Origin of the sequence: Paenarthrobacter sp. NPDC089322 (genome assembly GCF_040684895.1) — a bacterium.
In the GTDB taxonomy this organism is placed as follows: Bacteria; Actinomycetota; Actinomycetes; order Actinomycetales; family Micrococcaceae; genus Arthrobacter.
In genome coordinates this window covers 414,220-439,226 of record NZ_JBFBGW010000001.1, presented here as the reverse complement: position 1 = coordinate 439,226, position 25,007 = coordinate 414,220, and the positions used below count along the sequence as shown (strand labels likewise).

The window sequence follows — 25,007 nt, the reverse complement described above, 5'->3', positions numbered from 1 at the left end:
CCGGAGAACAAGCACCTGCACAAGTGGATCGACGCCGCCCAGGAACGGGTGGAGTTCGAAGGCCTGCCGGCAAGGATTTGCTGGCTCGGGTACGGTGAGCGGCATAAGGCCGGGCTGCTGTTCAACCAGCTTGTGGCCGAGGGCAAGGTCAAGGCCCCGATCGTGATCGGCCGTGACCACCTGGACTCCGGTTCCGTGGCGTCCCCGTACCGGGAGACCGAGGCGATGAAGGACGGCTCGGACGCGATCGCTGACTGGCCGCTGCTGAACGCCCTGACCGCGGCGTCCTCGGGCGCAACGTGGGTCTCGATCCACCACGGCGGCGGGGTCGGGATCGGCCGGTCCATCCACACCGGGCAGGTCTCCGTGGCCGACGGCACCGAACTCGCCGCGGCGAAGCTGACCGCGCTGCTGACCAACGACCCCGGCATGGGCGTCATCCGCCACGCCGACGCCGGCTACGACCGCGCCATCGATGTCGCCCACGAACGCGGCGTCCGCATCCCCATGATCCCCACCGGCTCCCAGCCTTCGCAAGCTCAGGCCGGGTCCCTCGCCGGCGTGGCCCCAGAAAGCAAGTAGGCAACAAAGTGACTCTCACAACCCACCAACCGCTCACCGTCACCCTCGGCTCCAGCGGCGTAACCCCGGAAGACGTTGTCGCCGTCGCACGCCACGACGCCAAGGTGACCATCTCCCCGGAAGCCCTGGACACCGTTGCGAAGGTCCGCGCCCACATTGACGGCCTGGCCACCAGCGAGGTCCCGGCGTACGGCATCTCCACCGGCTTCGGCGCGCTGGCCAACCGCCACATCCCCAACGAGCTCCGCACACAGCTGCAGAAGTCGCTCATTCGTAGCCACGCTGCCGGCATGGGCCCGGCCGTGGAGCGCGAAGTCATCCGCGGCATCATGTTCCTCCGCGCCAAGACCCTGGCATCCGGCCGCACCGGTGTCCGTCCCGTGGTCCTGCAGACCATGGTGGACGTCCTCAACGCAGGGATTACCCCGGTGGTCCGCGAGTTCGGTTCGCTCGGCTGCTCCGGCGACCTCGCACCGCTGTCCCACTGCGCCCTGGTGCTGATGGGCGAAGGTGAAGCAACCGGTCCCGACGGCGAACTGTACGGCGCCGAGGGCAAGGCATCTGTTGCTGAGCTGCTCGCGCAGCACGGCATCGAACCGGTCACGCTGGCAGAGAAGGAGGGCCTGGCCCTCGTCAACGGCACCGAGGGCATGCTCGGCATGCTTCTCATGGCCATCGCCGACCTTCGTATGCTGCTTGCAACGGCGGATGTCACCGCCGCACTGAGCGTTGAGGCCCTGCTCGGCACGGACCAGGTGTTCCTCCCCGAGCTGCACGCAGCCCTGCGTCCGCATCCGGGCCAGGCCGCCAGTGCGGACAACATGCTCCGGGTGCTGTCCAACTCGCCGATCGTGGCATCGCACCGGGTCAACGACACCAAGGTCCAGGACGCGTACTCGCTGCGTTGCGCACCCCAGGTTGCAGGTGCCGTGCGCGACACCGTGGACCACGCTGCTCTGGTGGCCTCCCGTGAGCTCGCCGCTGCGATCGACAATCCGGTGGTCCTTCCGGATGGCCGCGTCACGTCCAACGGCAACTTCCACGGCGCTCCCGTGGCCTACGTGCTGGACTTCCTGGCCATTGCCGTTGCAGACCTCAGTTCCATCGCCGAGCGTCGCACGGACCGCATGCTGGATCCGGCCCGTTCGCACGGGCTCCCGGCCTTCCTTGCTGCCGATCCGGGCGTGGACTCCGGTCTCATGATTGCCCAGTACACGCAGGCAGGCCTGGTCTCGGACAACAAGCGCCTTGCCGTTCCGGCGTCCGTGGACTCCATCCCGAGCTCCGCCATGCAGGAAGACCACGTGTCCATGGGCTGGCACGCTGCCCGGAAGCTGCGCAAGGCCGTGGAGAACCTCAGGCGGGTGCTCGCCGTCGAGCTTGTCACCAGCGCCCGCGCCATCGACATGCGTACGCAGCTGTCCGACGGCGAACTCACGCCGGGTCCTGCCGGCACGGCAGTGCTTGAGGTGCTTCGTGGAGTGGTTCAGGGACCGGGAACCGATCGGTTCCTGTCGCCGGAACTGGAAGCGGCTGACCGTTTGGTTGGCTCCGGTGCCGTTCGCGCGGCTGCCGAATCCGCCGTCGGGGTTTTGGCCTGACGTCGAATAAATGCCTCATGTGAGGCGCAAATTTGTCACGCCCCGGACTTTGTTCGCAACGCAACGTCCGGGGCGCGGCAAATGTAGTAGAACTTATGGTGTACGTCACGTCCACGCCAACGATGTCGTGGGCTTGACGGTCAACTGTTTTAACAACTCAATACACAACAGCGAACATCCACAAAGGGGTAGAAGTTCAATGAAGGCACGCGGAGCAGTCCTGTCCAGGCGAAACGCTCACTCGGCTAAGGTATCCGACTGGCGGCAGCTCAAGGTCGGGGAGCAGGTGGAAGTGGTCAAGTATGCCCACGTGATCGCCACCGGTCGGATCGAGGAAGTCTCCAGCAGCGGAAACGTGGTGTGGCTTGAGCATTCGGGCCCGGGGGTCACCGAGGAAGGCAAGGAACTCTTCATGAAGTCCGACGGAGTGACCCTCCGCCGCGCCTAAGCAGCCCAACTAGGTCGCATTAGTGCGCGTTTTGAGCTCTCAAAACGCGCACAATTGCGACCTACTTGGGTGGGCACAGCGTTAACAGAAACGGGGCCCGTTCCCTTTCCGCAGGTAGTAGTGGCGGAAAGGGGGCGGGCCCCGGTTTTTGGCTTCGCTGCCAGGAAATGCCAGTGGACAATCAGGCGGCGAGGACCTCGTGGGTCTGGCCGAAGGGAACGGATTCGTCCAGCGCCACGGTGTAGGTGCCGGGCTCGTGCCGGGTCACCAGAATGCCGCAGTTAGCGTCGGCTGCTGCGCTTTCAATCAGGGCATCCACGGCGCGGTCGAGTCCGTCGTGGATCTCGTTCGCCTGGGAAAAGGACAAACGAATTTCGCGTTCTGCAATCACTGCAGGGGTCATTGGGGGCCTCCTATTACTTGCCGCATGCGAGGGCGACCCATCAATTATAGGGCCTGCTGTCAGAAAATTTGTAAGATGACTGGCAGAAACCGGTTACCGGCGCACCATGGCGCGGAGTAACTTAACCGCCACCGAGAGCGCCGCGATATCCACCGGCCCGGGTTTGATGGCTTCCTGGATGGTCTCCTGGATCCGTGTCAGTTGCTCAATATTCCCGCGTTCCCAATCGACGATCCGCTCCACCGGGTCCGATGCCGCAGCCGAGGACCGCGGGGTATGCCTCACCACGGCCTTGGTCATGTCAGCCAGGACAAGGTACATGTCGTCACGAAGTGCTGCCCGGGCCAGCGATTCCCAGTGCGTGTCCCGGGGGAGCATGGTGATGTGCTGTAGGAGGGGGATGGCTGAGATCCTTTCAAACACGGCGAAGTACACCTCGGCCACAGCGTCCACCGGCTCCTGCAGTTCCTCGGCGATCGCGGAAATGTCCAGCAAGCCGTAGCTGACCAGCAGCTCGGAAGCCCGGACACCCAGAGCGTGGGGAATGCCGACTGAATCCGTGTAGGCAAGGCGCTCCTGCGAGTAGGCGAGATTGATGCCGTGCAGGAACCGGGTGAAGCCGGCCCGCATCACGGACATGGGCCGTTCGAGCCTGCCCAAGGCATCGGCCACGGGCTTGTCACGGAAGTCATGCGTCACGTACCAGCGGACCGAGCGGTCCAGCAACCGCCTCATGTCCAGAGCGACGGCGGCTCCGTGCTCGCTCGGTGTGTTCGCGGGAACCTTTGCTATTGCCCCCATGACGGAGTCGAAGTCCCAGATGTGCCGCATCACCACGAAGGCACGCGCCACGGCTCCAGCAGACACCGTGGTCTCCTCCATGGCCCGGAAAGCGAAGGAGATTCCGCCCATGTTGATCATGTCGTTGGCCACCACGGTAGCCACGATCTCCCTGCGCAGGGGATGCGTGGCAAGGTGTTCGCCGAACCGTTCTGAAACCTGCTTGGGGAAATAGTCGTGGAGCGTCTGCGAGAACCAGGGGTCGTCGGCGAGTCCGCCGTCGGTGAGTTCCCGGGCAAGCTCGATCTTCGCGTACGCCGCCAGCACGGCGAGCTCGGGCGTGGTCAATCCCTTGCCCGTGAGCACACGCGCCCGGAGCTCTTGGTTACTGGGGAGGTATTCGAGTTGACGGTTCAAACCGATGACGGCTTCCAGCCAGTCCATGGTCCGTTCGAAGCTGGGGCTCCATTCGAGGGCCAGTTGTTTGTCATTCAAGAGCAGGACATTCTGGTCATCGTTGGTTTTCAACACGAGCCGCCCCACCTCGCCCTGAAGCGAGTGGAGGAATCCCGTCCTTTCAGCCGCGGACATCCTGCCCGCCGAGATCATGCGGTCCAGGAAGATCTTGATGTTCACCTCGTGGTCCGAGCAATCCACCCCGGCAGAGTTGTCTATGGCGTCAGTGTTGACCAGGACGCCGGCAAGTGCGGCCTCGATCCTTCCCCGCTGGGTGACGCCCAGGTTCCCGCCCTCGGCAATAATGTGGGTCCGTAGCTGTGCGGCATCCACCCGGATGGCGTCATTGGATTTATCCCCGACGTCGGCATGGGACTCCGTGGACGCCTTGATGTAGGTGCCGATTCCGCCGTTGTACAGGAGATCAACGGGCGCTGTGAGGATGGCGCGCAGCAGCTCCGGCGGGCTCATCGCCGTCGTACTTTCCTCGATCCCCAAGGCGAGCCGGACTTCCTGGGTGAGCGCGATCGATTTTTCCGTGCGGGAGAAGACCCCGCCGCCAGGGCTGAGTTTTTGCGGGTCGTAATCGGCCCAGGAGGAGCGGGGCAGTTTGAAGAGCCGCTCCCGCTCCGCGTAGGAGGCCGCCGGATCCGGTGTGGGGTCCAGGAAGATGTGCCGATGGTCGAACGCCGCCACAAGCTTGATGTGGTTGGACAGCAGCATTCCGTTGCCGAAGACGTCCCCGCTCATATCGCCGATGCCCACCACTGTGAAATCTTCAGCCCGGGAGTCGATCAGGAGTTCGCTGAAGTGGTGGCGCACGGATTCCCATGCTCCACGGGCGGTAATGCCCATCTGCTTGTGGTCGTAGCCCACTGAGCCGCCGGAAGCGAACGCGTCACCGAGCCAGAAGCCATACTCCGCAGCCAAGGCGTTGGCGATGTCCGAGAAAGCCGCGGTTCCCTTGTCCGCAGCGACGACGAGGTAGTAGTCGTCGCCGTCGTGCCGCACCACGCGGGGCGGCGCCACAACGCGGCCGCTGCTGCCGCCGTCGGGATCCGGCACGAGGTTGTCCGTGACGTCCAGCAGGCCGCGGATGAAAGTCCGGTAGCTTTCCTGTCCCTCTGCGAGCCAGCCCGCACGGTCTTCGGCAGCGTCCGGTAGCCGCTTGGGAAAGAATCCACCCTTGGCGCCGGTGGGCACAATGACAGCGTTCTTGACTGTCTGCGCTTTGACCAGGCCCAGGACCTCGGTGCGGAAGTCTTCCCGCCTATCCGACCAGCGCAGGCCCCCACGAGCTATCGGGCCAAAACGCAAGTGGACCCCTTCGACCTGGGGCGCGTAGACCCAGATCTCGAACTTCGGCCGGGGCAGAGGGGCGGCCGGGATGCTTGAAGGGTTGAGCTTGAAGCTGATGTACGGCTTCTCCAGGTAGAAGTTGGTGCGGAGGGTGGCTTCCACCAGGCTTGCGAGCGACCGAAGCAAGCGGTCGGCGTCAAGGACGGGGACGGCGTCGATGGCTTCGGCGAGCTTCTTCCGGGCTGCGTGGACAGCCTGGGTCCGGTGGCTGAGTTCGCTGGTGCCGTTCTCGAAGACGTCCCCTTCCGGTACGCCGGAGTTGGCGGGCCCCGGATCCATGAACCCCGGGTCAAAGAGATCGGGTGTGAAGCTGTCCGGGTTGAACTTCGCCTCGAACAGCTCCAGCAGGGCATGGGTGGCTGTGGGGTTTTGGCGCAGCGTATCGGCAATGAACCCGTACGAGTTGGTGCTTCCCAACTGCCGGAGGTACTTCGCGTACGCCCTCAGGATTGCCACGCTGCGCCAGTCGATGCCCTCCCGGATCACCAACGCGTCCAAGGCGTCCGACTCCGCATCCCCGCGCATGGCAGCGCTGAACGCATCCGCCAGGAGGGCGCCTGTGGCAACGGGGTCCACCCCGCGCGGGTATTTCAGTCCGAGGTCGTACAAGAAGAACTGCCGCCCGTCAGCCCGTTGTACATCGAACGGCCGCTGGTCCAGGACCTTCAATCCCAGGTTGTGGAAGAACGGCAGGATCTGGGTGAGGCTTTGGGGGCGCGTCAAGTAAAGGCGGATCCGGGCATCCTCGGTCAGGACAGCGGTGCCGGGGCGCCTGTAAACGGTCAGCAGAGGATCAGGTTCGCGTGCGCCGGAGGTTGCGGCCTGGAAGCTCTCGAATTTCCCGATGTCCTCAACCGCGTCCTCCACCTCGTAATCGGCTTTGTAGCTCGCGGGGAACGCTGCGGCCCATTGACCCAGAAGCCGGGCGGCCTCCTCCCGCGGGAACCTTGCCTGCAGCGCCTCGTCCAGGCCTTCGGCCCAGGACCTTGTGGCGGCGATGATCCGCTGCTCAAGGACCGTGGAATTCAGCACGGCAGCATCGACGACGGCGGGAGTCCCACCTTCCGCTGTGGCTGCCGGCAACAGGATCCGGAAGAACACGCGCGCCATGACGGATTCGCCGAGGCGGAGCTCGAACTCGATGGCATCGGAGCCGAAAGCCTCCCTCAACTCGCGCTCGATGTTGAGCCTGACGGCCGTGGTGTAGCGGCGCCGCGGCAGGAACACCAGGGCCGTCATGAACCGGCCGTAGGAGTCCGGTCGCAGGAAGAGCCGTGTGCTGTGCCGCTCGTGCAGGCGCAGGATCTCCCGGGCATGCAGGACCAGTTGCTGCGGCTCAATGTGAAAGAGCTCATCCCGCGGATACGCCTCCAGGACCCCCAGCAGCTCCTTGCCGTGGGGCGAATCCGGACGATACCCGAACGCCCTCATGACTTCCTCAACGGTGTCCCGGATGACGGGGATCTGTTGCGCCGAGCGCGCCGTGGAACTCGGGGAGAACAGGCCCACGAACGTGTTGGTAGCCGCGCCGCCGGGGTGTGCGGTGAGCAGGGTGATCTCGTCGAGGTACGAACGGCGGAGGATGGAGGAACGCACCGTGGATTTGGTGAGCGTGAGTGAAGGCAATTTTTCCTGGACCGGCGGCAGCTCAGGCCGGGCACCATTCCGCAGCAACCCCAGCCCGCTGCGGGCCTCATGACCATCCGGGCCGGCGCTGCGATACCCCAAAAAGACGAAGTTCCCCTCGCCAAGCCACCGCAACAACTCCTGTGCTTCCCGGGCGGAGCGGTCCGTGGCTGCGGGTCCGTCCAACCCGGCTACCTCACGCTCGAGTTCCTCTTGGATGGCCGGCGAATCCTCTGCGACCGCCCGGACATCGTTAAGGACGGCTTGCAACCGGCCAATCAGCCGGTCCGCGCTCGCCTCATCCGGGAGCCGCGGAATTTCGACCGCCAACCACGCTTCGGTGAGCGGTCCGCCGTCGTACTCCAACCCGGTGGCAACCGGCTCCGCAGGGCCGTTCGCAGCGGAAGGTTCGACGCCGGTGGGTAGCGCCGTGCGGTGCGGTCCCCTATGGATCTCAGTCAGGCGGTTGGTGGCCGGGTCCCGGGTGACGCCGAAGGTGGGGTGGACCAGGAGCCGGATGGCAGCGGTGTCACGCGCGATGTCGGCAGTAACCGAGGGGAGCAGGTATGGCATGTCGTCGGTGACGATTGCCACGACGCTCGCATCTGCCTCGTGGAGGACCCCGATCACCGCTTGCCCGGGCTCACGGCGTTCAGCCAGGGAACGGTGGTAGCGGGCCCTCTCCACGAGGGTCTCGGGGGTGTAATTGCGAACGTCGTCGTCGGCCACATGTTCGTAGTAGTCCGTCAGGAACCCGTCTGCCGGCTCGATCCTGGGTGACATGGTGCTGCGCCTCCGCTGCCTTTCGGCTGCCCAGGGAGCGGCCGTACAGTGCGGCTCGGCGAGGTCCCTGTGCCTCATTTCATGATGGCTGGCGAGGGGCCGGCGGTAAAGGCTTGGACGCCGTGGATCCTTTTGTTGGACCGGCTTCCACGGCGTCACTATGACGTGGTGGCGGGATTCGAACCCGCGTGCGCTGCTTTGCAGGCAGCTCCCTGGCCTCTTGGGTACACCACGTGCCAACGACACTAGGTTCACCGACGGTGGCAGGGCAAAGTTTGTTGCCCGGATGGTCGCAGGGCTACGGGAGGTTGCGGTGGACGACGGAAGATTGCGTCCGGCGCTACCTCCTGTTGCGTCCGACGCTACGGAACGTTGCCCCGGGTTGCTGCCGGTGACGGGGCCGTCCGTTGGCCGCGGGCAGACAACTTTGAGAGGCCGTAGGCGATCAACAGGGTGAGAATCGCAGCGGTGGTGTGGGTGTAGAGCATCAGATCGCCCGTGTGGGCGGCGCCGGTGTCTGTCGAGGCGACGTCCGGCGTACCAACGGCCCCGGTCTCCGCCGGCGCTGCATCAACCCGGTCTGCGTCCACTGTCCCTTGGCCTCCCCTGTGCAAGTGATCCAGGAAGCCGACGCCCGGAAACGATCCCCCGAACGCCAGGAAGCCGAAGTACAGCAATTGCTGGGCCGCGCCGCATACGAGCAGTAACAACAAGGGCCCGTGGATCCATCGGGCAACCAGTTGCGCAGCCAAGGCCGACAATGCGGCGAAGGCCAGCAGTACGGAAATTGCCGGGGCACTGCCTCCGGACACGATGTGCGCAACGAGGCCCAACGCAACGGCCACCGGTCCGGCCGCCCACGCCCACTTGTCCTGCACAGGAACTGCGCCCATCCACATCCTTCCCTCCACACAGGCTAAGGGGAGGATGTCGCCTAAGAACAGGGTCTCGAAACACCTACGCCAGGAGCGTGTTCACCAGCCGGGCAGCCACTTTCGCCGTGCGGGCATCAACGTCGAACCCGGGATTCAGCTCGGCAACGTCCACGTGCAGGAGCTTGCCGCTCGCAGCAACCTGCTTGCAGACGGCGTTGATGATGGGCAGGGGCACGCCATAGGCCGCGGGTGCGCTGACGCCGGGAGCCACCGACGCCGGAAGCACATCCAGATCGATCGTCAAATACAGCACATCCACGCCGGCCAGGAAATCGGCCACGAACGCTTCCACGGCTTCGGCCGAGCAATCCTCGTCCAGGAGGTACTTCACGCCCAGTCGGTCGGCGGTGTCGAAGAGCGTCCTCGTGTTGTTGGGTTCCGAGATACCCACCACACCATATTGCAGCTCCCGCCCGGCGACGGCTTCCTCCCGGGCCATCTGCAGGAACGGCGTGCCCGAGCTCGGCGTGGGTTCATCGCGCAGGTCAAAGTGGGCATCGAGGTTGAGGACACCCAGCCGCTTCCCACTGCGCACAGCCTCGGAACCGGCAACGCCAAGGTAGCTGGCAAACGCGGTTTCGTGCCCGCCGCCTAGCACCACGGTGAGATTCCCGTCGTCGAGCAATCCCGCGATGGCGCGCCCGGCGCGCTCCTGGCCAGCCTCCAACGAGTCGTCCTCCACAACTACGTCGCCGGCGTCGAACACGTCACGGTCCAGGTGGTACGCCATGGGGCCGAGAGCCTTGCGGATGGCGGCGGGAGCCGCGGCGGCACCAACCCTGCCCTTGTTGCGTCGTACGCCTGCGTCGCTGCAGAAACCCAGCACGACGGCGGGACGCGAGGCTGTCGCGGTGCCCGCCCCGGTGTGGGGTGCTATGGCCTGCCACCAGCGGCGGTGCTCATCGCCCTCGCCATCGAAGCGGCCGGTCCACGGCGTTGGGGTGACGTCTACGGTGAGGCTGCTGGTTTCCATGCTTTAAGCACACCTGAGTCCGTGTGCCAAAACGAGCGCGGAAGGCTGGCGGGTGTCTGGAATTTCAGATCCACCTCCCCGCGAGATGGCACTTAATGACAATGCGCGGGCCAAACATTGTCATTAAGTGCCATCTCGGCGAGGGGCTACTTGACCCCCAGCAGCTCCTCCACGGTTCCAATGCCGAAAAAGAGCAGGAACGCGCCAGCCACGGCCCACATCAGCGGGTGAACTTCGCGGGTGCGGCCTTGGAACGTGCGGATCAGGACGTAGGAAATGAAGCCCGCACCCAGGCCGTTGGCGATGGAGTAGGTGAACGGCATGAGGGCGATGGTCAGAAACGCCGGGATACCGACGCCCCAGTCCTGCCAGTCGATCTTGCCTACCTGGGACACCATCATGAAGCCGACCACCACCAGTGCGGGGGCAACAGCCTCGAAAGGAACCAGGTTGATCAGGGGCGTGAAGAACATGGCCACCAGGAACAGCACACCCGTAACGATGGAAGCCAGGCCGGTGCGTGCACCCTCGCCGATGCCCGCGCCGGATTCCACAAAGATCTGGTTGGACGACACGGACGCGCCACCACCCACGATTGCGCCAAGGGCATCCACCTGAAGGACGCGGTCCACGTTGGGAATGTTGCCGTGCTCGTCGACGGTTCCGGCCTCGTTGGCGAGGCCCACCATGGTGCCCATGGCGTCGAAGAAGATGCTGAGGAGGATCACGAAGGCCAGCAGCGCAGCGGCGATGAAGCCGAGGTGCTCAAAGGCTCCGAAGGGGTTGGCTTTTCCGATCAAGGAAAGGTCCGGGGCGCCCCACTCCGAAAACGTGGGCGCAACGAGGGACCAGCCGCGCGGGTTGACCTTCTCACCATCAAAGCTCGGGCCGATGTGCAGGGTGAATTCGAGAATGGCGGCCAAGGCCGTGGACACGACGATGCCGATCAAGATAGCCCCGCGGACCTTTCGGACCACCAACGCGATGGTCAGGATCAAACCCACGGCGAACACCAGCGTGGGCCAGCCCATGAGCTTGCCATCCACGCCGAGACCGAGGGGAACAGTTGTACCCGCGGCGTCGGGAATCCGGCGGACAAACCCTGCGTTGACCAGGCCGATCAGGGCGATGAAGAGGCCAATGCCCACTACGATTGCCGTCTTCAGAGCCTCAGGCACGGCCTTGAACACCGCGGTGCGGAACCCTGTGAGCACCAGGATCAGCATGGTGACGCCTGAGAGCACCACCAGGCCCATCATGTCCGGCCAGGTCAGCTCGGGGTGAGACGCTACGGTTACCGCCACGAAGGCGTTGACGCCCAGCCCTGTTGCTACGGCAAACGGGTGCTTGGCCCATGCGCCCATGAGGATGGTCAGGACGCCGGCCACGAACGCCGTGGTGGCCGCGACCGCAGTGAATCCGAGGGACGCTCCGCTCGAATCGGCCCCGGAAAGGATCAGGGGGTTCAGCACCACGATGTAGCTCATGGCAAAGAACGTGGCGAACCCGCCGCGGATTTCCCTTGAATACGTGGATCCTCGTTCGGAGATCTTGAAGTAGCGGTCGATGGCAGAACCTTGTTTAAGCATGAAGGTCTCCGGGGATCGGGGGAGTGTGCCCTCAAATCCTATGCCTGCCGATGCGGGACGCCTTGGCAATTCGCCTAGTCTGTAAGGAAGCCAACACTAGGAGAAACCGCCCCATGCGTACCATCCGCCCGCTCCAGGCCGCCGTCGTTGCTGTCCTTGCTTTCGTGTCGGCGCTGCTGTTCGCAGCCGCCCCGGCATCCGCCCACGACGTCGCCGAGTCCACGGCTCCGGCGAACGGTGCCAGCGTGACGGAAGTACCGGCGTCGGTCTCCATTACCTTCAACAACCCGCCGCTGGCCATCGGGTCCGGGGTCACGGTAACCACTGGCGGCGAGAACTGGGCGGACGGCGCGGTTGAGATCATCGACAACCAAGCCGTCCAAAAGTTGCGCCCCGGGGCGCCGGCAGGGGAGTACACCGTGACCTGGCGGGTGGTCAGCTCAGACTCGCACCCCATTGAGGGCACCTTCACGTTCACCGCCACGGGTGGAAGCACGACGACGGGAGGCAGTTCGGCGGGTGCGTCACCCTCGGCTTCGGCCACCTCTTCGGCCGTGGTGCCGACGGCGGGAACAGCGGCTCCCGGCGCGGAAAATAACGAATCGGAACCGGCCGCATCCCAGCCCTTCCCCTGGAGCATTGTGGGCCTGGCGGTCGTGGCGGTCGGTCTCGTGATCTTCCTCGCTGTTACCGCCCGTAAGAAACTGGCTGCGAATGACGCCGAGGACGATAATCCCGCGGAATGACGGGACTTTCTACATAGCGTCGAAGGTCTCGAATCGGTCACCGCGACACGCGGAACTTGAACTTCTCGTTACTCAAATGTGACTTTGACGTGATCGTCGCGTACGGTAGTACCTGTGCCCGATCCATGTACGGGGCACTTCCGGCCTGATTGCCTAGCTCTGCCGCAGTCCGGAATCCGTTCGCAGACAAACCTACGGCAGAGACGGGGAACCCAATTTGGGCCGCTTTCAAGTGCGCCCTTGGGGTGAAGTCACGAAGCTTCCGCTGAACAGCGGGGGATAGTGGCCGGGTGACTCCCATCCGAATCCGACAGCTAACCTCGCAGGCATCGGGAGAGGCTTTTTCATGTCTTCACGCATTCTTCGCGGCCGTCGTAAGGCGGACAGCGCACGTCCCAATCCGTTCATCTCCATCTCCAAGGCTGTTGCCAGCAACGCTTCGGGTGCAGGCCGCCAGGCTGCTGTTATCGCCGCAGCTTCGGGCCTCGTCCTGACCGGCTCCATTGCTGCCCACGCAGCGGAGACCCCGGCACAGGCACCTGTGGAGCGCGACTCCAGCCCCGCCACGGTGGCACAGGCCGTTTCCGAGGCCCCCAACAAGGTTGTCACCGCCGCTGCAACGGCCACCGTCAACTTCGAGCGTCCTGCTGTAGCCTCGGTTGCTGCACCGGTCATCGAGAAGCCGGCCCCTGCTCCGGCACCCAAGAAGGCTGCAGCCACCACCACCGCCGCAGCCGCTCCGGCCAAGGCGACGGCAACCGCAACTGCGACCGCTCCGGCTCCGGCCGCTCCTGCTGCCGCAGCTCCGGCCGCCGGTGGCGTCAACGCCGCCATGGTTGCCTCGGCCTACGCCCAGATCGGCATCTTCCAGGACTGCACCGCCATGGTCGAGAAGGCCCTCGGTTCGGCAGGTATCCCGGTTGGCGACCTCGGTCCCATGCAGTTCATGAACTACGGCAAGGTCGTCAGCGACCCCCAGCCGGGTGACATGATCGTCCAGTCCGGCCACGTTGCCATCTACATCGGCAACGGCCAGGCCATCAGCGGTGGCATCAACGGCAACCAGACGGGCATCCACCCCATCAGCTGGCTCACCGCAACGGGTCCCCTGACCTACGTACGCGCCGGCGCCTAAGCCTCACGTTCAAAGGCCGGTGCCTTCAACGACTTACGTCGTCGGAGGCACCGGCCTTTGGGGTTAAGCTTGCTTGAAAATTTGCCTGGGAACTTGGTTCAGACCATGGCCAGGCCGGGTCCTGCGGGAAGCGCCACCCTGGAAGAGATTGCCTGTCCCACAGCCTTGGCCTGACGGAGTACTTCCTTCGGAGAAGGCGTGACCAGTTCCCCGACACCCACCAAATGCATGCCGACGGCCCGCATGGCTGCCACGAAGTTTTGGCCGATGGAGATTCCCAGCTCCGTGAGCATCCGGCGAAGCTGGCTTTGTGCGCACCGCGTCACCACAATGTGGTCCGCCAACAAGACGCCGTTGGCCGTGTGCACAGCCCACTGGCGTGCTGCGGGCTCAAAGGACCCGGAAGCGCTGACGCCGAGAAAGTCCAGGCGAACGGCCCGCGTGGTGTTACGTACATCCAGCTGATGGCTCGCGGCATAGTTGCGCAGGTGGCGGAGGATTTCGTTGCGTTCCTGCATCGCGGCGGGGTCCGCGGCGTCGCAGCGTTGCAGCATTCCGGTGTGGAGGGACGGTGCCGTTGCGGAAAGGCTTCCCAACCCGTCCACCACAATGGAGTTCACGCCGTAGCGGCTCAGTTCGCTGGCCACTGCCAAGCCGGAAAGACCGGCTCCGATGACCACGGTAGTGGTACGTTCCGTGCCGGAATCAGGCGCGTATGACACTGCTTGGTTCCTCCTTGACGTTGTGCCCGGGGGCATCGCATGGACAGCGTCCGGGTTCCCCAAGCGGCCGCAAATAAATGGCCGGTTTGTGTCCTGGGACACCTTTGCCGGCCATTCGGTGACTCGAACATTACCCAACTTTTTCTGCCATGGATAGCCTTCCCTTCAGCGTGTTTTGGTTGTTCATCCGGAGCGGAATCCGGGACGTGCGGCTGACCGCATCCAGAGGGTGTTTCGTGGTACGGGCAGGGTCCTGGAAACCGCTCTGGAAACCGAGCCCTGACCGTTATGCACATAGCACAGAGTCGCCTTGATTCGACCTTGCCAACCGAGAATAGTGGGGATTGGAGGAAGAAACCCAACGTTCCTTCGGCCCCGGCCATTTGTAGCAATGCGGCGAGGATCACCGGTCAGGAGAACCTCTGGCAGAATGGCCGGAACATCAAGCAGTAGGTGGAGAGGCGGGCCCCATGGACCAGCACGGTAGACACGTTGAAGAACCACGGGACGGTGACCAGGCCATAGCGCCCGGTGGAATCGTCGTCGGAGTCGACGGTTCCGAACACGGTCAATGCGCCCTTGTGTGGGCGGCCCGCGAAGCGGAACGTCGTCAGCGTCCGTTGCATATCGTCACGGCCTATTCAGTTCCTATCTTCGCGGCCTCCGGTTTGGACGGCGGCTATGCCACTGTTGACGATTCCGTGATCCGTGAGGGCGCGGAAGCGATCGTTAAGCAGGCCATGGACAAGGTGGCCGGATACGGCATCGATGTGGACGCTTCGGTGGAGAACGGAGACGCAGCAGGTGTTCTGCTGGATCTCTCGGCGGATGCCGAGCTCCTCGTCTTCGGCAGCCGTGGCCGGGGCGGCTTCGTGGGACGCCTGCTGGGTTCCGTGAGCAGCGCTTTGCCCGCGCACGCCAAATGCCCCACCGTGACAGTTCCGCTGTATTGCGCCGACCGCTTGGGCGAAAACACAGAGGACAAACACATCAAGGCAGAGCATGCCAAGGCCGGCCCGCGCACTGTTGAAAATATCGTGGCCGTAGGCGTGGACGGTTCCGAGCAGGCCCGGGTCGCTGTCCTTGAGGCAGCGGAGCAGGCCCAGCGGATGGGAGCCAAGCTCCGCGTCATCTGTGCCGTTCCGCAATACAGTGGCTCGCTCGCCTGGGTGCCTGCACCCTTGGACCGCGACGCATTGTTCGCGGACATTAGAGTTCAATTGGATGCGGGCGTAGCTTGGCTGCGAAGCCATTTCCCTGAGTTGACGGTGGAGACGGATCTCAAGGATGGTTCACCCGTGGATGTCCTGGTTGAGGCCAGCCGTGGTGTGGAACTAGTGGTCCTGGGAACCCGTGGTCGTGGTGGTTTCGCCGGGATGCTTCTGGGTTCCACGTCCGACGGCGTACTGCACCATGCCAAAGGCCCGGTGCTGGTAGTCCCTGATCGTGAGGATCCGCGGCTCGCAGACCGGCCCAAGTTCGGGCCCATGCTCGGCGCGGCCTAAAGTTCCCGCGCCGCCCACATGGAAAGCCAGCAGCCCGGACCACACATGGCAGACGGCAGGACGGACTCCGGTTCACCCGAATCGGAGTTCATTCTCAACATCGGGAGCATCCGCTCAAACATGCTGCCGGAGGTTGGTGGCAAAGCCGCCAACCTGGGCGAACTGAGCGGCGCAGGCTTTCCCGTTCCGCCCGGCTTCTGCCTCACTACGGCGGCCTATCGGCAGGTGCACCAGGCAACGGGCATGGAGGAAGTCGCTGCGGCACTGCAGATGTCCGATGCCGGGGACGTCGACCACCTGAATGCCCTCGCTGCCCGTGCCAGGTCCATGGTTCTGGAAGCCGGAGTCCCGGCGGAGGTCGCCGGGGCAGTGACTGCTGCCTACCGGACCTTGGGAGAGCGTGTTCCCGTTGCGGTGAGATCGTCAGCCACTGCCGAGGACCTGCCGTTCGCGAGTTTCGCCGGGCAACAGGACACGTTCCTGAATGTCGTAGGAGTGGATGCAGTCCTTGACGCTGTGAGTCGATGCTGGGCCTCGTTGTGGACGGATCGGGCCGTAGCCTACAGGACCACCAACGGCATCGACCATTCCGCGGTGACCTTGGCCGTCGTCGTTCAGGAAATGGTTGACTCGGCGATTGCCGGTGTCATGTTCACCGCCAACCCTGTGACGGGGAAGCGCCATGAAGCTGTCATCGATGCCAGCCCGGGTTTGGGCGAGGCCGTGGTTTCCGGGGCTGTGAATCCGGATCAGTACTTGGTGGACACGCAGAACAACTCCATTCTCAAGCGGACGGTGGGTGATCGTCAGGTGGAGATACGATCCCTGCCGGGCGGGGGCACGGAACGTATTGAACGGACGGAGGCCTCGGCCCAAAGCCAACCCTGCCTCAGCGATGAACGCATCAAGGACCTTGCCGCGTTGGGCAGGCGTGTGGAGGCCCACTACGGAGCCCCACAGGATACGGAGTGGGCCATGGATGCTTCGGGGAAGATCTGGCTGACGCAAGCTCGGCCGATCACCACCTTGTACCCGCAGCCTTCCCGCAAATCCGGTGCCCCCGCAGACCAGGCTTTCCTGAACTTCAGCCTGGCCCAAGGCCTGACGCGGCCGCTCACGCCCATGGGATTGGCAGGCATCCGGCTCATCGCATCGTGCGTGGCCCGCACAGCGGCTTTCGACGTCCCGGACCCACGCTCGGGTCCATCGCCGTACTACGAGGCCGGCCAGCGAATCTTCTTCGACTTCACGTCGGTGCTGCGGAGCCGTGTGGGGCGGGCGATCGTTCCACGGGTCTTCGACATCATGGAGGCCAGATCAGCCAGGCTGATCCGCGGCCTGTTCGATGACCCACGATTCCCTGTGACCATCAAAACTCCGCTCAGGGTTATCCGGCACGTTGGCACGGTGGCCGCCAAGTACAAGGTGCCTGAATCCGTGGCCCGGGCGCTTTTCCGTCCCGACGCCGCCATGAAACGGGTAGGGCAGCTCAACGGGGAACTCCGCGATGCATTCCAGGTTCCCGCTGACGCCACCCCGCAACAACGTGTCGCCCACGCCGAACGGATCCTCGGGACCGAGGTCTTTGCCACAGTGCCGCGCGTCTTGCCGCTTCCCGCGGTGGGGTTCGCGATGTTGGCACTGGTGGGCAAACTGCTCGGTGAGCAGGCTTCATACGCGGACCTGCAAACTGTAATCCGGGGACTCCCCAACAACGTCACCACGGAGATGGACCTCGCACTCTGGCAGCTTGCGTCGGAGCTTCGGGAAGACCCCGACGCCGTAGCTGCCTTCAGCGGGTTGTCGGCGGCCGAGCTTGCCCGGCAGTACAAGGACGGAAGACTTCCTGCCGTTGCCCAGGCCGGACTGGGGTCATTCCTGGGCCGCTATGGCCATAGAGCCGTGGCCGAGATCGACCTCGGCATGCCCCGCTGGGCCGAGGACCCAACCCATATTGTGGGTGTCCTGGCCAATTATTTGAGGCTTGAAGATGGCGCGTCTGCACCCAGCCAGCAGTTCGACAAAGCAGCCCGGGAAGCGGACAAGCAAGCCGCGCGGCTGGTTGCGCGGGCAAGGCTGAAGAGCCCGCTGCACGCCAAGCTCGTGCGAACAGCCTTGGACCGCACTCGCAGGTTCGCGGGGATGCGGGAGCTGCCCAAGTACAACCTCGTCCTCGGGCTTGCGGCCGCCAGGGAACAGTTATTGGTTGTGGGCAAGGAACTGGAGGGCTCCGGACGGATTGCCTCCGGGGAGGACATCTTCTTCCTGGACCTTAACGAGGTTGAACTGGCTTTGGGCGGTTCACCCGTGCACGGACTGGTGGCCGAGCGCCGGGAGGCATATGAACGTGAGCTTCGTCGTCGTCACATACCCCGCGTATTGTTGTCCGACGGAACGGAGCCTGAAGCTGCTTCGACGCCGGTTCATGGTCACCGCAGCACTCCGGGCACCCTTGCAGGTTCGCCCGCCTCCGCTGGTGTCATCACAGCGCCGGCCCGCGTCATCCTGGACCCCGTGGGCGCTCATCTGGAACCGGGGGAGATCCTCGTGGCTCCGTCAACCGACCCCGGGTGGACGCCATTGTTCCTGACCGCCGGCGCACTGGTCATGGAGATGGGCGGCCCCAATTCGCACGGCGCTGTTGTGGCCCGCGAATACGGCATCCCCGCCGTGGTCGGCGTGCCCGACGCAACCACGCGCATCAGTTCAGGCCAACGCATCACAGTGGACGGAGCCGCAGGGACGGTGACCAAGGAATCGTAGAGACAAGGGGTTCGCAGGCTGGCCTGCCGGCCTAGGCGTGTTGGTGCGACTCGTGCTCGGAATGGCTGACGGGCTCCAGTTGGAACGTGCAGTGATCTGTATCGAAGTGCCTGCCCAAGCAAGACCCTAATTGGTCGAGGATGCTGTCTGCCCCTGTGGCATTCAGGACGGCGTCCTCCACCACAACATGCGCGGAAAAAACCGGCACCCCGGAGGTAATGGTCCAGATGTGGATATCGTGCGCGTCCACCACGCCATCCACGGCCAGGATATGCTCGCGGATCATGTTCACTTCCACACCCTTGGGCGTGGCCTCCAGCAGGACGTCCACTACGTCCCGCAGCAAATGCCAGGCGCGGGGGATGATCATGACCGCGATGAGCAGTGAGGCGATGGGGTCCGCGGCAGTGAAACCGGTGGTCATGATGACGACGGCTGCCGCGATGACGGCGATGGAGCCGAGGAGGTCGCCGAGGACCTCCAGGTAGGCGCCCCGGACGTTAAGGCTCTCCTTTTGGGCGCCCTGCAGGATCAGGAGGGAAACGAGGTTGGCCACAGCACCCAGGACCGCAGCCCACAGCATCACGTCTGTGTGGATCTCGGGTGACTCCCCGAACCGCCTGACGGCCTCAATCATGATAACCACGGCGATGACGATAAGGATGAGGGCATTGGCCAACGCGGCCAGCACTTCAGCCCGTTGGTAGCCGTAGGTGCGCTGGTCGCTTGCGGGTCGCGTCGCGATCCAAGCGGCCATGAGGGCTATGAAGACACCTGCTGCGTCGGACAGCATGTGGCCTGCGTCGGCAAGCAATGCCAACGAGCCCGACAAAACGGCGCCAACCACCTGGATGCCCACCACGCCCAAGGTGATGGCCAGTACGGCAATAAGCCGCTTGCGGTGTTTGCCCGTAGCTGTTACTCCGTGGGAGTGGTTGTGGTCGTGCCCCATGTTTATAAGGCTAGCCCCAGCCGAGCTCATGCAGGCGGTCGTCGTCGATGCCGAAGTGGTGCGCGATCTCGTGGACCACCGTAATGGCTACTTCATCGATCACTTCCCCGCGCGTAGTGCAGATATCCAGGATGGGCTGGCGGAAAATCGTGATCCGATCCGGCAGGGAGCCCGCTTCCCACCACGAATCACGCTCGGTCAACGGCACGCCCTCATACAGTCCCAGCAGGACGGTGTCCGGGTCTTCACCCGGTTGCGGCGTGTAGTCGTCCTCGATGAAAATCGCGACGTTGTCCATGGCACTGGCCGCTTTGGGCGGTATCAGTTGGAGGGCATCGCTCACGGCTTCCTCGAATTCCTCCGGGGACATCTCGAACGGAGCACCATCGGGGAGCCCTTCTTCCTCGACAGGACTGTGTACGGCATTGCGGTCCGAGAGCGGTGATGACGGGCGCTCGCCGTCAGGAACGATGGGCAGGCCGGGAGGAAGATTCACGGGCATGATTCGACTGTAGTCCGCGGAACCACCATTGACGCTATGTGTGATGGGAGATACAGTTTTCCGGGTTCGGTTATGCGTATAACTAACCCCATCGACTCCCATCCGACGACAGGTACCCATGACCCGCCAAGGCAATAAGCACGGCCCCACGATGCACGACGTCGCGGCCGCTGCCGGAGTGTCGCAAGCGACGGTTTCGTTGGTCCTCAACGACGCCGGCGGGGCAAGGTTTTCCGAGCACACCCGGCAACGCGTGCACGAAGCTGCGCAGCAAATGGGCTACCGCACCAATGCGCACGCGAAAGTCCTGCGCGACGGCGTAGCCGGAATGATCGGCTTCGTGGGAGACCACGTGGCCACAGCGCCGTTCGCCGGCAAGATCATCGAGGGTGCCCAAGCCAGGGCATGGGAAGCCGGGATGCTCCTGCTCACCATCAACACCGGCGGGGACCACGACCTCGAAGCCGCTTCCTTGGAGGCCATGCTCTCGCACAAGGTGGCCGGGGTTGTCTACGCGTCCATGTATCACCGAATGGTCGATGTCCCGCGCGCCTTGGGTGAGGTTCCCGCCGTCGTACTTAATGCCCAGGACCGGAGCGGCAGGTTCCCGAGCATCGCGCCGTCCGAAGTGCTGGGAGGTTACACCGCCACCAAGCGGCTGCTCGACGCCGGCCACCGCCGGGTTGCTTTCATCAACATCGGCGACGTCGAAGAAGGGCTGCCGGCCGTCGTCGGGCGTCTTGAAGGCTACCGGAAGGCGCTGGCCGAGGCAGGCATCCAGCCCGACGACGAACTCCACCGTCCGGGCGACGGGCACGAAGACGGCGGCTACCGCAACACGCTTGCCCTGATGGAAGACGGGAATCCGCCAACCGCCATCTTCTGCGGCAACGACCGAACAGCCTGGGGCGCCTACCAGGCGCTCGCTTCCCTCGGTTTGTCCGTTCCGAAGGATGTTTCCGTGGTGGGCTTCGACAACCAGGATTCCCTGGCGCCCTACCTCCGGCCGGGACTGACTACCCTTGAACTTCCCTTTATCGACATGGGACGGCGTGCCGTGGAGCTGATCCTCTCAGGCATGCCCTCCCCGGGTCACACTGAATTGTTCGAATGCCCTTTGGTCGAACGGCATTCCGTGGCCCAACCCTCGCACCTCCCAACCAACGAACAGGAACCGTATGACCGCCAACCCTTCCCTCGCACCCGAGCCCCTCGACGTCGTCGTGGTTGGTGAGGCGCTCATCGACATCGTGCAATCACCGGACGGGCAGACCGAATACCCCGGTGGGTCACCGGCAAACGTCGCCTACGGACTCGGCCGCCTGGACGTTAAAGCCGGCCTGTTGACGGCGATCGGCCGCGACGAGCGCGGCGACGCTATCACTGAGCACCTCCAAAGCGCCGGTGTGGTTTTGCTGCCCGGGTCGAAATCACTGGGCAAGACGGCGACGGCTACCGCACAGATTGCCGCCGATGGCTCCGCGGAGTACACGTTCGACATTGACTGGGCCCTCGCACCGATCACGCTGCCCTACGCCCCGAAGATCCTGCACACCGGATCCATCGCCACGTTCCTTGAGCCCGGCGCGCACGTGGTCCGCAGCTTGTTGGAGCAGGCGCAGGGCGGGTGCATGGTTACCTATGATCCCAATATCCGCACCGACCTTCTGGGCAGCCACCACGAGGCGCTGTCGCTGTTCGAGGAACTGGTGCCGCTCACTGACGTCGTGAAGTTGAGCGAGGATGACGCCCGCTGGCTGTACCCGGGCAAGGCCCTGGAGGACACCGCCGGTCACCTCCTGGCCCTTGGAACGGGACTGGCGGTGGTGACCCAGGGTCCCAACGGTTCGTTGATGGCCACCCGGCAGATGCAGCTCAATGTGCCGGCCATCCCCTCCGACGTCGCGGATACCATCGGCGCGGGTGATTCCTACATGTCGGCGCTCATCATGGGGTTGCTCCTGCGGGGCAGCGACGGGCTGGCTCCCACCGTGCTGGAACGAATCGGCACCACGGCGTCCATGGCCGCGTCCATCACCGTGGGCCGTCCCGGCGCCAACCCGCCCACGCATCGCGAGCTCCTCGCCGGCATGGCACGCTAGCTTTTCGCCGCGGCGCCCGTCCTCGGCTTGGACGTGCGCCGCGTGAGGGCCACGCCGAGCAAACACACCACACCGCCGATCAGCCCCCAAATCGTGGGGACTTCCTGCAGCACCGCCCAGGAGATCAGGATCGTGGTCCCGGGGACCAGGTACGTAGTGGCGGCCAGCTTCCCGGCGGAGATCAAGGACAGGGCGTAAGCCCAGGTGGTGAAGGCGATGGCCGTGGGGAAAATGCCCAGGTAGACCAGCCCGAGGGTGGCCGGCAGGGGCGCCGATTGGATCTCACCCACCAATTGCCCCGTCCACGGCAGGCAGCAGACCGTGCCCACCATGATGCCGAACCACGTTGCCTGCCCGGCGGTGAATTTCCGCAGCACCGGCTTTTGCAGGATCGCGCTAACCGAGGCAAGCACAGCGGCAAGCAGGCACAACAGCACACCGGCGACATCCGCCGTCGAACGTTGTCCGGAACCCAAGGCGATCATCGCGACGCCGCAGAACGCTACGCCGCTTCCGATCAGCAGCCACCGCGGGAAGCCCTCCTTGAGGACCACGCCCGCAAGGACCGCGATGAGGATCGGCGACACATTGATCAGCATGGCGCTGGTGCCGGCGTCGAGCATGTGTTCCGCCGCGTTCAGGGCCACGTTGTAACCGGCGAACCACATCACGCCGTACGCGACGATTGGCAGCCACTCACGGCCGCTTGGCCACACCTTCAGCGACGGCAGCACCACGATTCCAAGAACGACGGCGGCAACCGCCAGCCGTCCGAGGGTCAAGGACCCGGGTGAAAAGTTTGGACCCACTGCGCGGATCCCCACGAACGCAGAGGCCCACAGGATTACGGTCACGGCAACGGCGATGATGCCCGATTTGCTGATCCGTGCTGCCGGCGCGGGGGTGTTGCGCGGAGGCAGGTCGGAGGACGGCTGGCCGGGTTCGGCCGGGGTTGTGGTTGTCATAGAGCCAATCTAGCCCCGGGCCGGTGGGCTCGGCTGGCGGTTTTCGGTCGCGTCACGGCAAGAAACTGCCATTGTTTTACGGCGGCCCCGGCGACGTGTCCGAGGTCACGCCGCCCTCGATTTGGGAATATCGGTGACTATGCTCTAAAGTTTTAGAGTCCAGTTCGGACGAGCGAGAGCTGAAAAGAACGCATAAAGCGTTGTTTCCTGCTGCAAAATCCGAATTGAGTTCAGGCCCCCATCGTCTAGCGGCCTAGGACACCGCCCTTTCACGGCGGCGGCACGGGTTCGAATCCCGTTGGGGGTACGCAAGGCAAGTGGTAAATCGGACTGAAAAAGTCTGGTAAGCTGGAAGCCTTGAAAAAAATGCAGTAGAGATACTGCGACGCGGTAGAGATGCCGCAAGCAAGGCCCTGTAGCGCAGTTGGTTAGCGCGCCGCCCTGTCACGGCGGAGGTCGCGGGTTCAAGTCCCGTCAGGGTCGCTCTGAGCGCCGGAAGCAATTCCGGTTCTCATGGTGACATGTCACCTAGGCTCTGTAGCTCAGTTGGTAGAGCGTTCGACTGAAAATCGAAAGGTCACCGGATCGACGCCGGTCGGAGCCACCAGCGAAAACCCCGCAGTTCCCAGTCATATTGGGAATCTGGCGGGGTTTTTCTTTGTCTGATGCAGAGTCAGGATTCGGCTTGGATCGGGTCGAATCGGGAGAGTTTTGAGCCAGGGCTCTGGTATTCCCATGGTAGCTGGCGGCCCGACGCTGCCTCCCGGCCCCACCCGCGCAGCATGCCGGGGGGGGACAACCCCTATTCGAGTGTGACAACTCCCTGACTCTCTGGGATTTACCGACGGCTGTGACTTCTCCCAAGAACCGGGCTTCTCGTGATACTGCTTACGCGGCATCCCGCAGGGCCAGTCCGGCCCTGAGTATGTTCAACGCTGCATTGATGTCAGCGTCATCACGGTGCCCGCACGAAATACACAGAAAGATCTTGTGGTCTCGATTGGCCGGCTCTCGATGCCCGCATGCACTGCAGGTTTGAGAGGTGTAGGCGGGGTTCACTTGAATGAACTCGCGCCCGGCGCTTTCAGCCTTGGCGCAAATCAGATCCAGGAACAGACCCCAACCTGCATCGCGTATGGACCGGTTGAGGCCGGTCTTTGAGTTTCCTCCATTCGGGAGGTATCCGCCGTTTCCGTCAGGACGGGGTGCGGCCCGTCGGGTCATATTGACCGGCTTAAGGGCCTCCACGACTATGACATCGTAAGCATCCACGAGTTGTCGGGCAGTCTTGTGGAGGTAGTCTCGGCGTTGATTGCGTGTCTTTTGGTAGAGGCGGGCAACTCTATCCCATGCCTTCAGGCGCCTCCGGGAGCCGCGTTGGCACCTAAATACCTGGCGCTGGGCGCTGGCGATTTTGCCTGCTGAAGTGGCCCCGAACGTCGGGTTCTCGATGCGATGCCCGAGAGAGGTGAAGGCCAGTCCGTTCTTTCCGGTTGCGAGATCCAGCCCAATCATCGCGCCGGTTTTCGGAAGTGGAGCGGGTTGTTCTTGCTCGGCGACGAGGTGAACAAACCACCGATCGCCGTCGAGTTGCGCTGAAAGTCGCTTTACCTTCCCGATAACTGGACGATGTTGTTTGACCTTGACGTGACCAACGCCCTGAAACATGGCTCGGGTCTGTGTGGGATGGGTAACTGAATCCCACTTGGCCCCATCACCGTTGCGGTGTTCCACGGAGGTGAACCGGCGCGGACCCTTGTACCTTGGGTAGCCCGCCTTATTCTCCCCGGCCCGAATCCGGCGGAAGAATGCTTTAAAAGCTTTGTCCAGACGACGGAGCGTCTGTTCCTGGGCGGAGTAGGACCATCGAGCCTGATCGGGGTCGCTCGCGCGTATCGCCGTCAGCTGCGCATCCTGGTCCTTGAACCAGACTTGCTTCCTTCTCTTCCAAGCTTCTCTGCGCTCCTGCAGGGCGGCGTTGTAGAGGTCCCTGTGGTCGGCGAGCATGGCCCGCAGCAGTGCTTCCTGCTTCGACGTCGGATACATCCGGAACTTATACGACCGGATGATTTCGTCCACC

General features: G+C 64.0%; 18 protein-coding genes, 4 tRNA genes, 1 pseudogene and 1 riboswitch. Of the genes and pseudogenes, 12 read left to right on the top strand and 11 right to left on the bottom strand.

Annotation, left to right across the window (positions count from 1 at the left end; genetic code table 11):
• The 3 genes and pseudogenes from AB0N65_RS02070 to AB0N65_RS02060 all read left to right on the top strand — a co-directional run.
• Positions 1-582, top strand: a pseudogene (locus tag AB0N65_RS02070) (urocanate hydratase); the annotation flags it as partial.
• A gap of 8 nt (positions 583-590) precedes the next feature.
• Entirely contained in the window at positions 591-2,183 is a 1,593-nt protein-coding gene (gene hutH / locus AB0N65_RS02065; RefSeq protein ID WP_364156966.1) for a histidine ammonia-lyase, read from the top strand.
• A gap of 199 nt (positions 2,184-2,382) precedes the next feature.
• Positions 2,383-2,631, top strand: coding sequence for a hypothetical protein (locus AB0N65_RS02060; RefSeq protein WP_364156963.1), 249 nt, complete (start codon positions 2,383-2,385; stop codon positions 2,629-2,631).
• A 181-nt stretch (positions 2,632-2,812) separates the two neighbouring features.
• Here AB0N65_RS02060 and AB0N65_RS02055 read toward each other — a convergent pair whose 3' ends face one another.
• The 6 genes from AB0N65_RS02055 to AB0N65_RS02030 all read right to left on the bottom strand — a co-directional run bounded on the left by AB0N65_RS02055 (position 2,813) and on the right by AB0N65_RS02030 (position 11,535).
• Positions 2,813-3,034 carry a hypothetical protein gene (locus AB0N65_RS02055; RefSeq protein WP_364156960.1) on the bottom strand — a complete coding sequence of 74 codons (222 nt, stop codon included), beginning with the start codon at positions 3,032-3,034 and terminating at the stop codon, positions 2,813-2,815.
• Positions 3,035-3,127: 93 nt separating this feature from the next.
• Positions 3,128-8,038 carry an NAD-glutamate dehydrogenase gene (locus AB0N65_RS02050; RefSeq protein WP_364156957.1) on the bottom strand — a complete coding sequence of 1,637 codons (4,911 nt, stop codon included), beginning with the start codon at positions 8,036-8,038 and terminating at the stop codon, positions 3,128-3,130.
• Positions 8,039-8,201: 163 nt separating this feature from the next.
• Positions 8,202-8,272 (bottom strand) — tRNA-Cys (locus AB0N65_RS02045).
• 128 nt (positions 8,273-8,400) lie between these two features.
• Positions 8,401-8,931 (bottom strand): hypothetical protein, encoded by a 531-nt coding sequence (locus AB0N65_RS02040; RefSeq protein WP_364156954.1) that lies wholly within the window; start codon positions 8,929-8,931, stop codon positions 8,401-8,403.
• Positions 8,932-8,995: 64 nt separating this feature from the next.
• Complete coding sequence (hutG, locus tag AB0N65_RS02035; RefSeq protein ID WP_364156951.1) at positions 8,996-9,946, bottom strand: formimidoylglutamase; 951 nt, start codon at positions 9,944-9,946, stop codon at positions 8,996-8,998.
• Between the two features lie 146 nt (positions 9,947-10,092).
• Entirely contained in the window at positions 10,093-11,535 is a 1,443-nt protein-coding gene (locus AB0N65_RS02030) for an NCS2 family permease (protein ID WP_364156948.1), read from the bottom strand.
• A 113-nt stretch (positions 11,536-11,648) separates the two neighbouring features.
• Here AB0N65_RS02030 and AB0N65_RS02025 point away from each other — a divergent pair, with 113 nt between their 5' ends.
• Both AB0N65_RS02025 and AB0N65_RS02020 read left to right on the top strand, forming a co-directional pair.
• The gene (locus AB0N65_RS02025; RefSeq protein ID WP_364156945.1) at positions 11,649-12,281 is read left to right on the top strand and encodes a copper resistance CopC family protein; all 633 of its coding nucleotides are present in this window, start codon (positions 11,649-11,651) and stop codon (positions 12,279-12,281) included.
• A gap of 150 nt (positions 12,282-12,431) precedes the next feature.
• Positions 12,432-12,624, top strand: a riboswitch (cyclic di-AMP (ydaO/yuaA leader).
• Between the two features lie 3 nt (positions 12,625-12,627).
• Complete coding sequence (locus tag AB0N65_RS02020) at positions 12,628-13,416, top strand: NlpC/P60 family protein (protein WP_364156942.1); 789 nt, start codon at positions 12,628-12,630, stop codon at positions 13,414-13,416.
• Between the two features lie 98 nt (positions 13,417-13,514).
• Here the strand turns inward: AB0N65_RS02020 and AB0N65_RS02015 are convergent, their stop codons facing one another.
• The gene (locus AB0N65_RS02015) at positions 13,515-14,138 is read right to left on the bottom strand and encodes an FAD-dependent monooxygenase (protein ID WP_364156939.1); all 624 of its coding nucleotides are present in this window, start codon (positions 14,136-14,138) and stop codon (positions 13,515-13,517) included.
• A gap of 470 nt (positions 14,139-14,608) precedes the next feature.
• Here AB0N65_RS02015 and AB0N65_RS02010 point away from each other — a divergent pair, with 470 nt between their 5' ends.
• Both AB0N65_RS02010 and AB0N65_RS02005 read left to right on the top strand, forming a co-directional pair.
• Positions 14,609-15,643: a universal stress protein gene (locus AB0N65_RS02010; protein WP_364156936.1), complete on the top strand. Its 1,035-nt coding sequence runs from the start codon at positions 14,609-14,611 to the stop codon at positions 15,641-15,643.
• A gap of 120 nt (positions 15,644-15,763) precedes the next feature.
• Positions 15,764-18,406: a PEP/pyruvate-binding domain-containing protein gene (locus tag AB0N65_RS02005; protein WP_364157019.1), complete on the top strand. Its 2,643-nt coding sequence runs from the start codon at positions 15,764-15,766 to the stop codon at positions 18,404-18,406.
• 31 nt (positions 18,407-18,437) lie between these two features.
• On the opposite strand, the gene AB0N65_RS02000 is transcribed toward AB0N65_RS02005, so the two are convergent.
• Together AB0N65_RS02000 and AB0N65_RS01995 are read right to left on the bottom strand one after the other, a co-directional pair.
• Positions 18,438-19,358, bottom strand: a complete 921-nt coding sequence (locus AB0N65_RS02000) for a cation diffusion facilitator family transporter (RefSeq protein WP_364156934.1) — start codon at positions 19,356-19,358, stop codon at positions 18,438-18,440.
• Between the two features lie 10 nt (positions 19,359-19,368).
• Complete coding sequence (locus AB0N65_RS01995) at positions 19,369-19,860, bottom strand: metallopeptidase family protein (protein WP_364156931.1); 492 nt, start codon at positions 19,858-19,860, stop codon at positions 19,369-19,371.
• Between the two features lie 118 nt (positions 19,861-19,978).
• On the opposite strand from AB0N65_RS01995, the gene AB0N65_RS01990 reads away from it, so the two are divergent.
• Together AB0N65_RS01990 and AB0N65_RS01985 are read left to right on the top strand one after the other, a co-directional pair.
• Positions 19,979-21,094, top strand: coding sequence for a LacI family DNA-binding transcriptional regulator (locus AB0N65_RS01990; protein WP_364156929.1), 1,116 nt, complete (start codon positions 19,979-19,981; stop codon positions 21,092-21,094).
• Entirely contained in the window at positions 21,039-21,962 is a 924-nt protein-coding gene (locus AB0N65_RS01985; RefSeq protein WP_364156927.1) for a carbohydrate kinase, read from the top strand. Before AB0N65_RS01990 ends, AB0N65_RS01985 begins: the two co-directional genes overlap by 56 nt.
• Here AB0N65_RS01985 and AB0N65_RS01980 read toward each other — a convergent pair.
• The gene (locus AB0N65_RS01980; RefSeq protein ID WP_364156924.1) at positions 21,959-22,927 is read right to left on the bottom strand and encodes a DMT family transporter; all 969 of its coding nucleotides are present in this window, start codon (positions 22,925-22,927) and stop codon (positions 21,959-21,961) included. The genes AB0N65_RS01985 and AB0N65_RS01980 overlap by 4 nt on opposite strands.
• 234 nt (positions 22,928-23,161) lie before the next feature.
• Between AB0N65_RS01980 and AB0N65_RS01975 the strand changes: the two genes are divergently transcribed.
• From AB0N65_RS01975 to AB0N65_RS01965, 3 genes are all read left to right on the top strand, one after another.
• Positions 23,162-23,234, top strand: a tRNA-Glu gene (locus AB0N65_RS01975).
• A 102-nt stretch (positions 23,235-23,336) separates the two neighbouring features.
• Positions 23,337-23,410 (top strand) — tRNA-Asp (locus AB0N65_RS01970).
• 48 nt (positions 23,411-23,458) lie between these two features.
• A tRNA-Phe gene (locus AB0N65_RS01965) sits at positions 23,459-23,534 on the top strand.
• 281 nt (positions 23,535-23,815) lie between these two features.
• Here the strand turns inward: AB0N65_RS01965 and AB0N65_RS01960 are convergent.
• Positions 23,816-25,006 carry a transposase gene (locus AB0N65_RS01960; RefSeq protein WP_364156921.1) on the bottom strand — a complete coding sequence of 397 codons (1,191 nt, stop codon included), beginning with the start codon at positions 25,004-25,006 and terminating at the stop codon, positions 23,816-23,818.
• Between the last annotated feature and the right edge of the window lies 1 nt (position 25,007).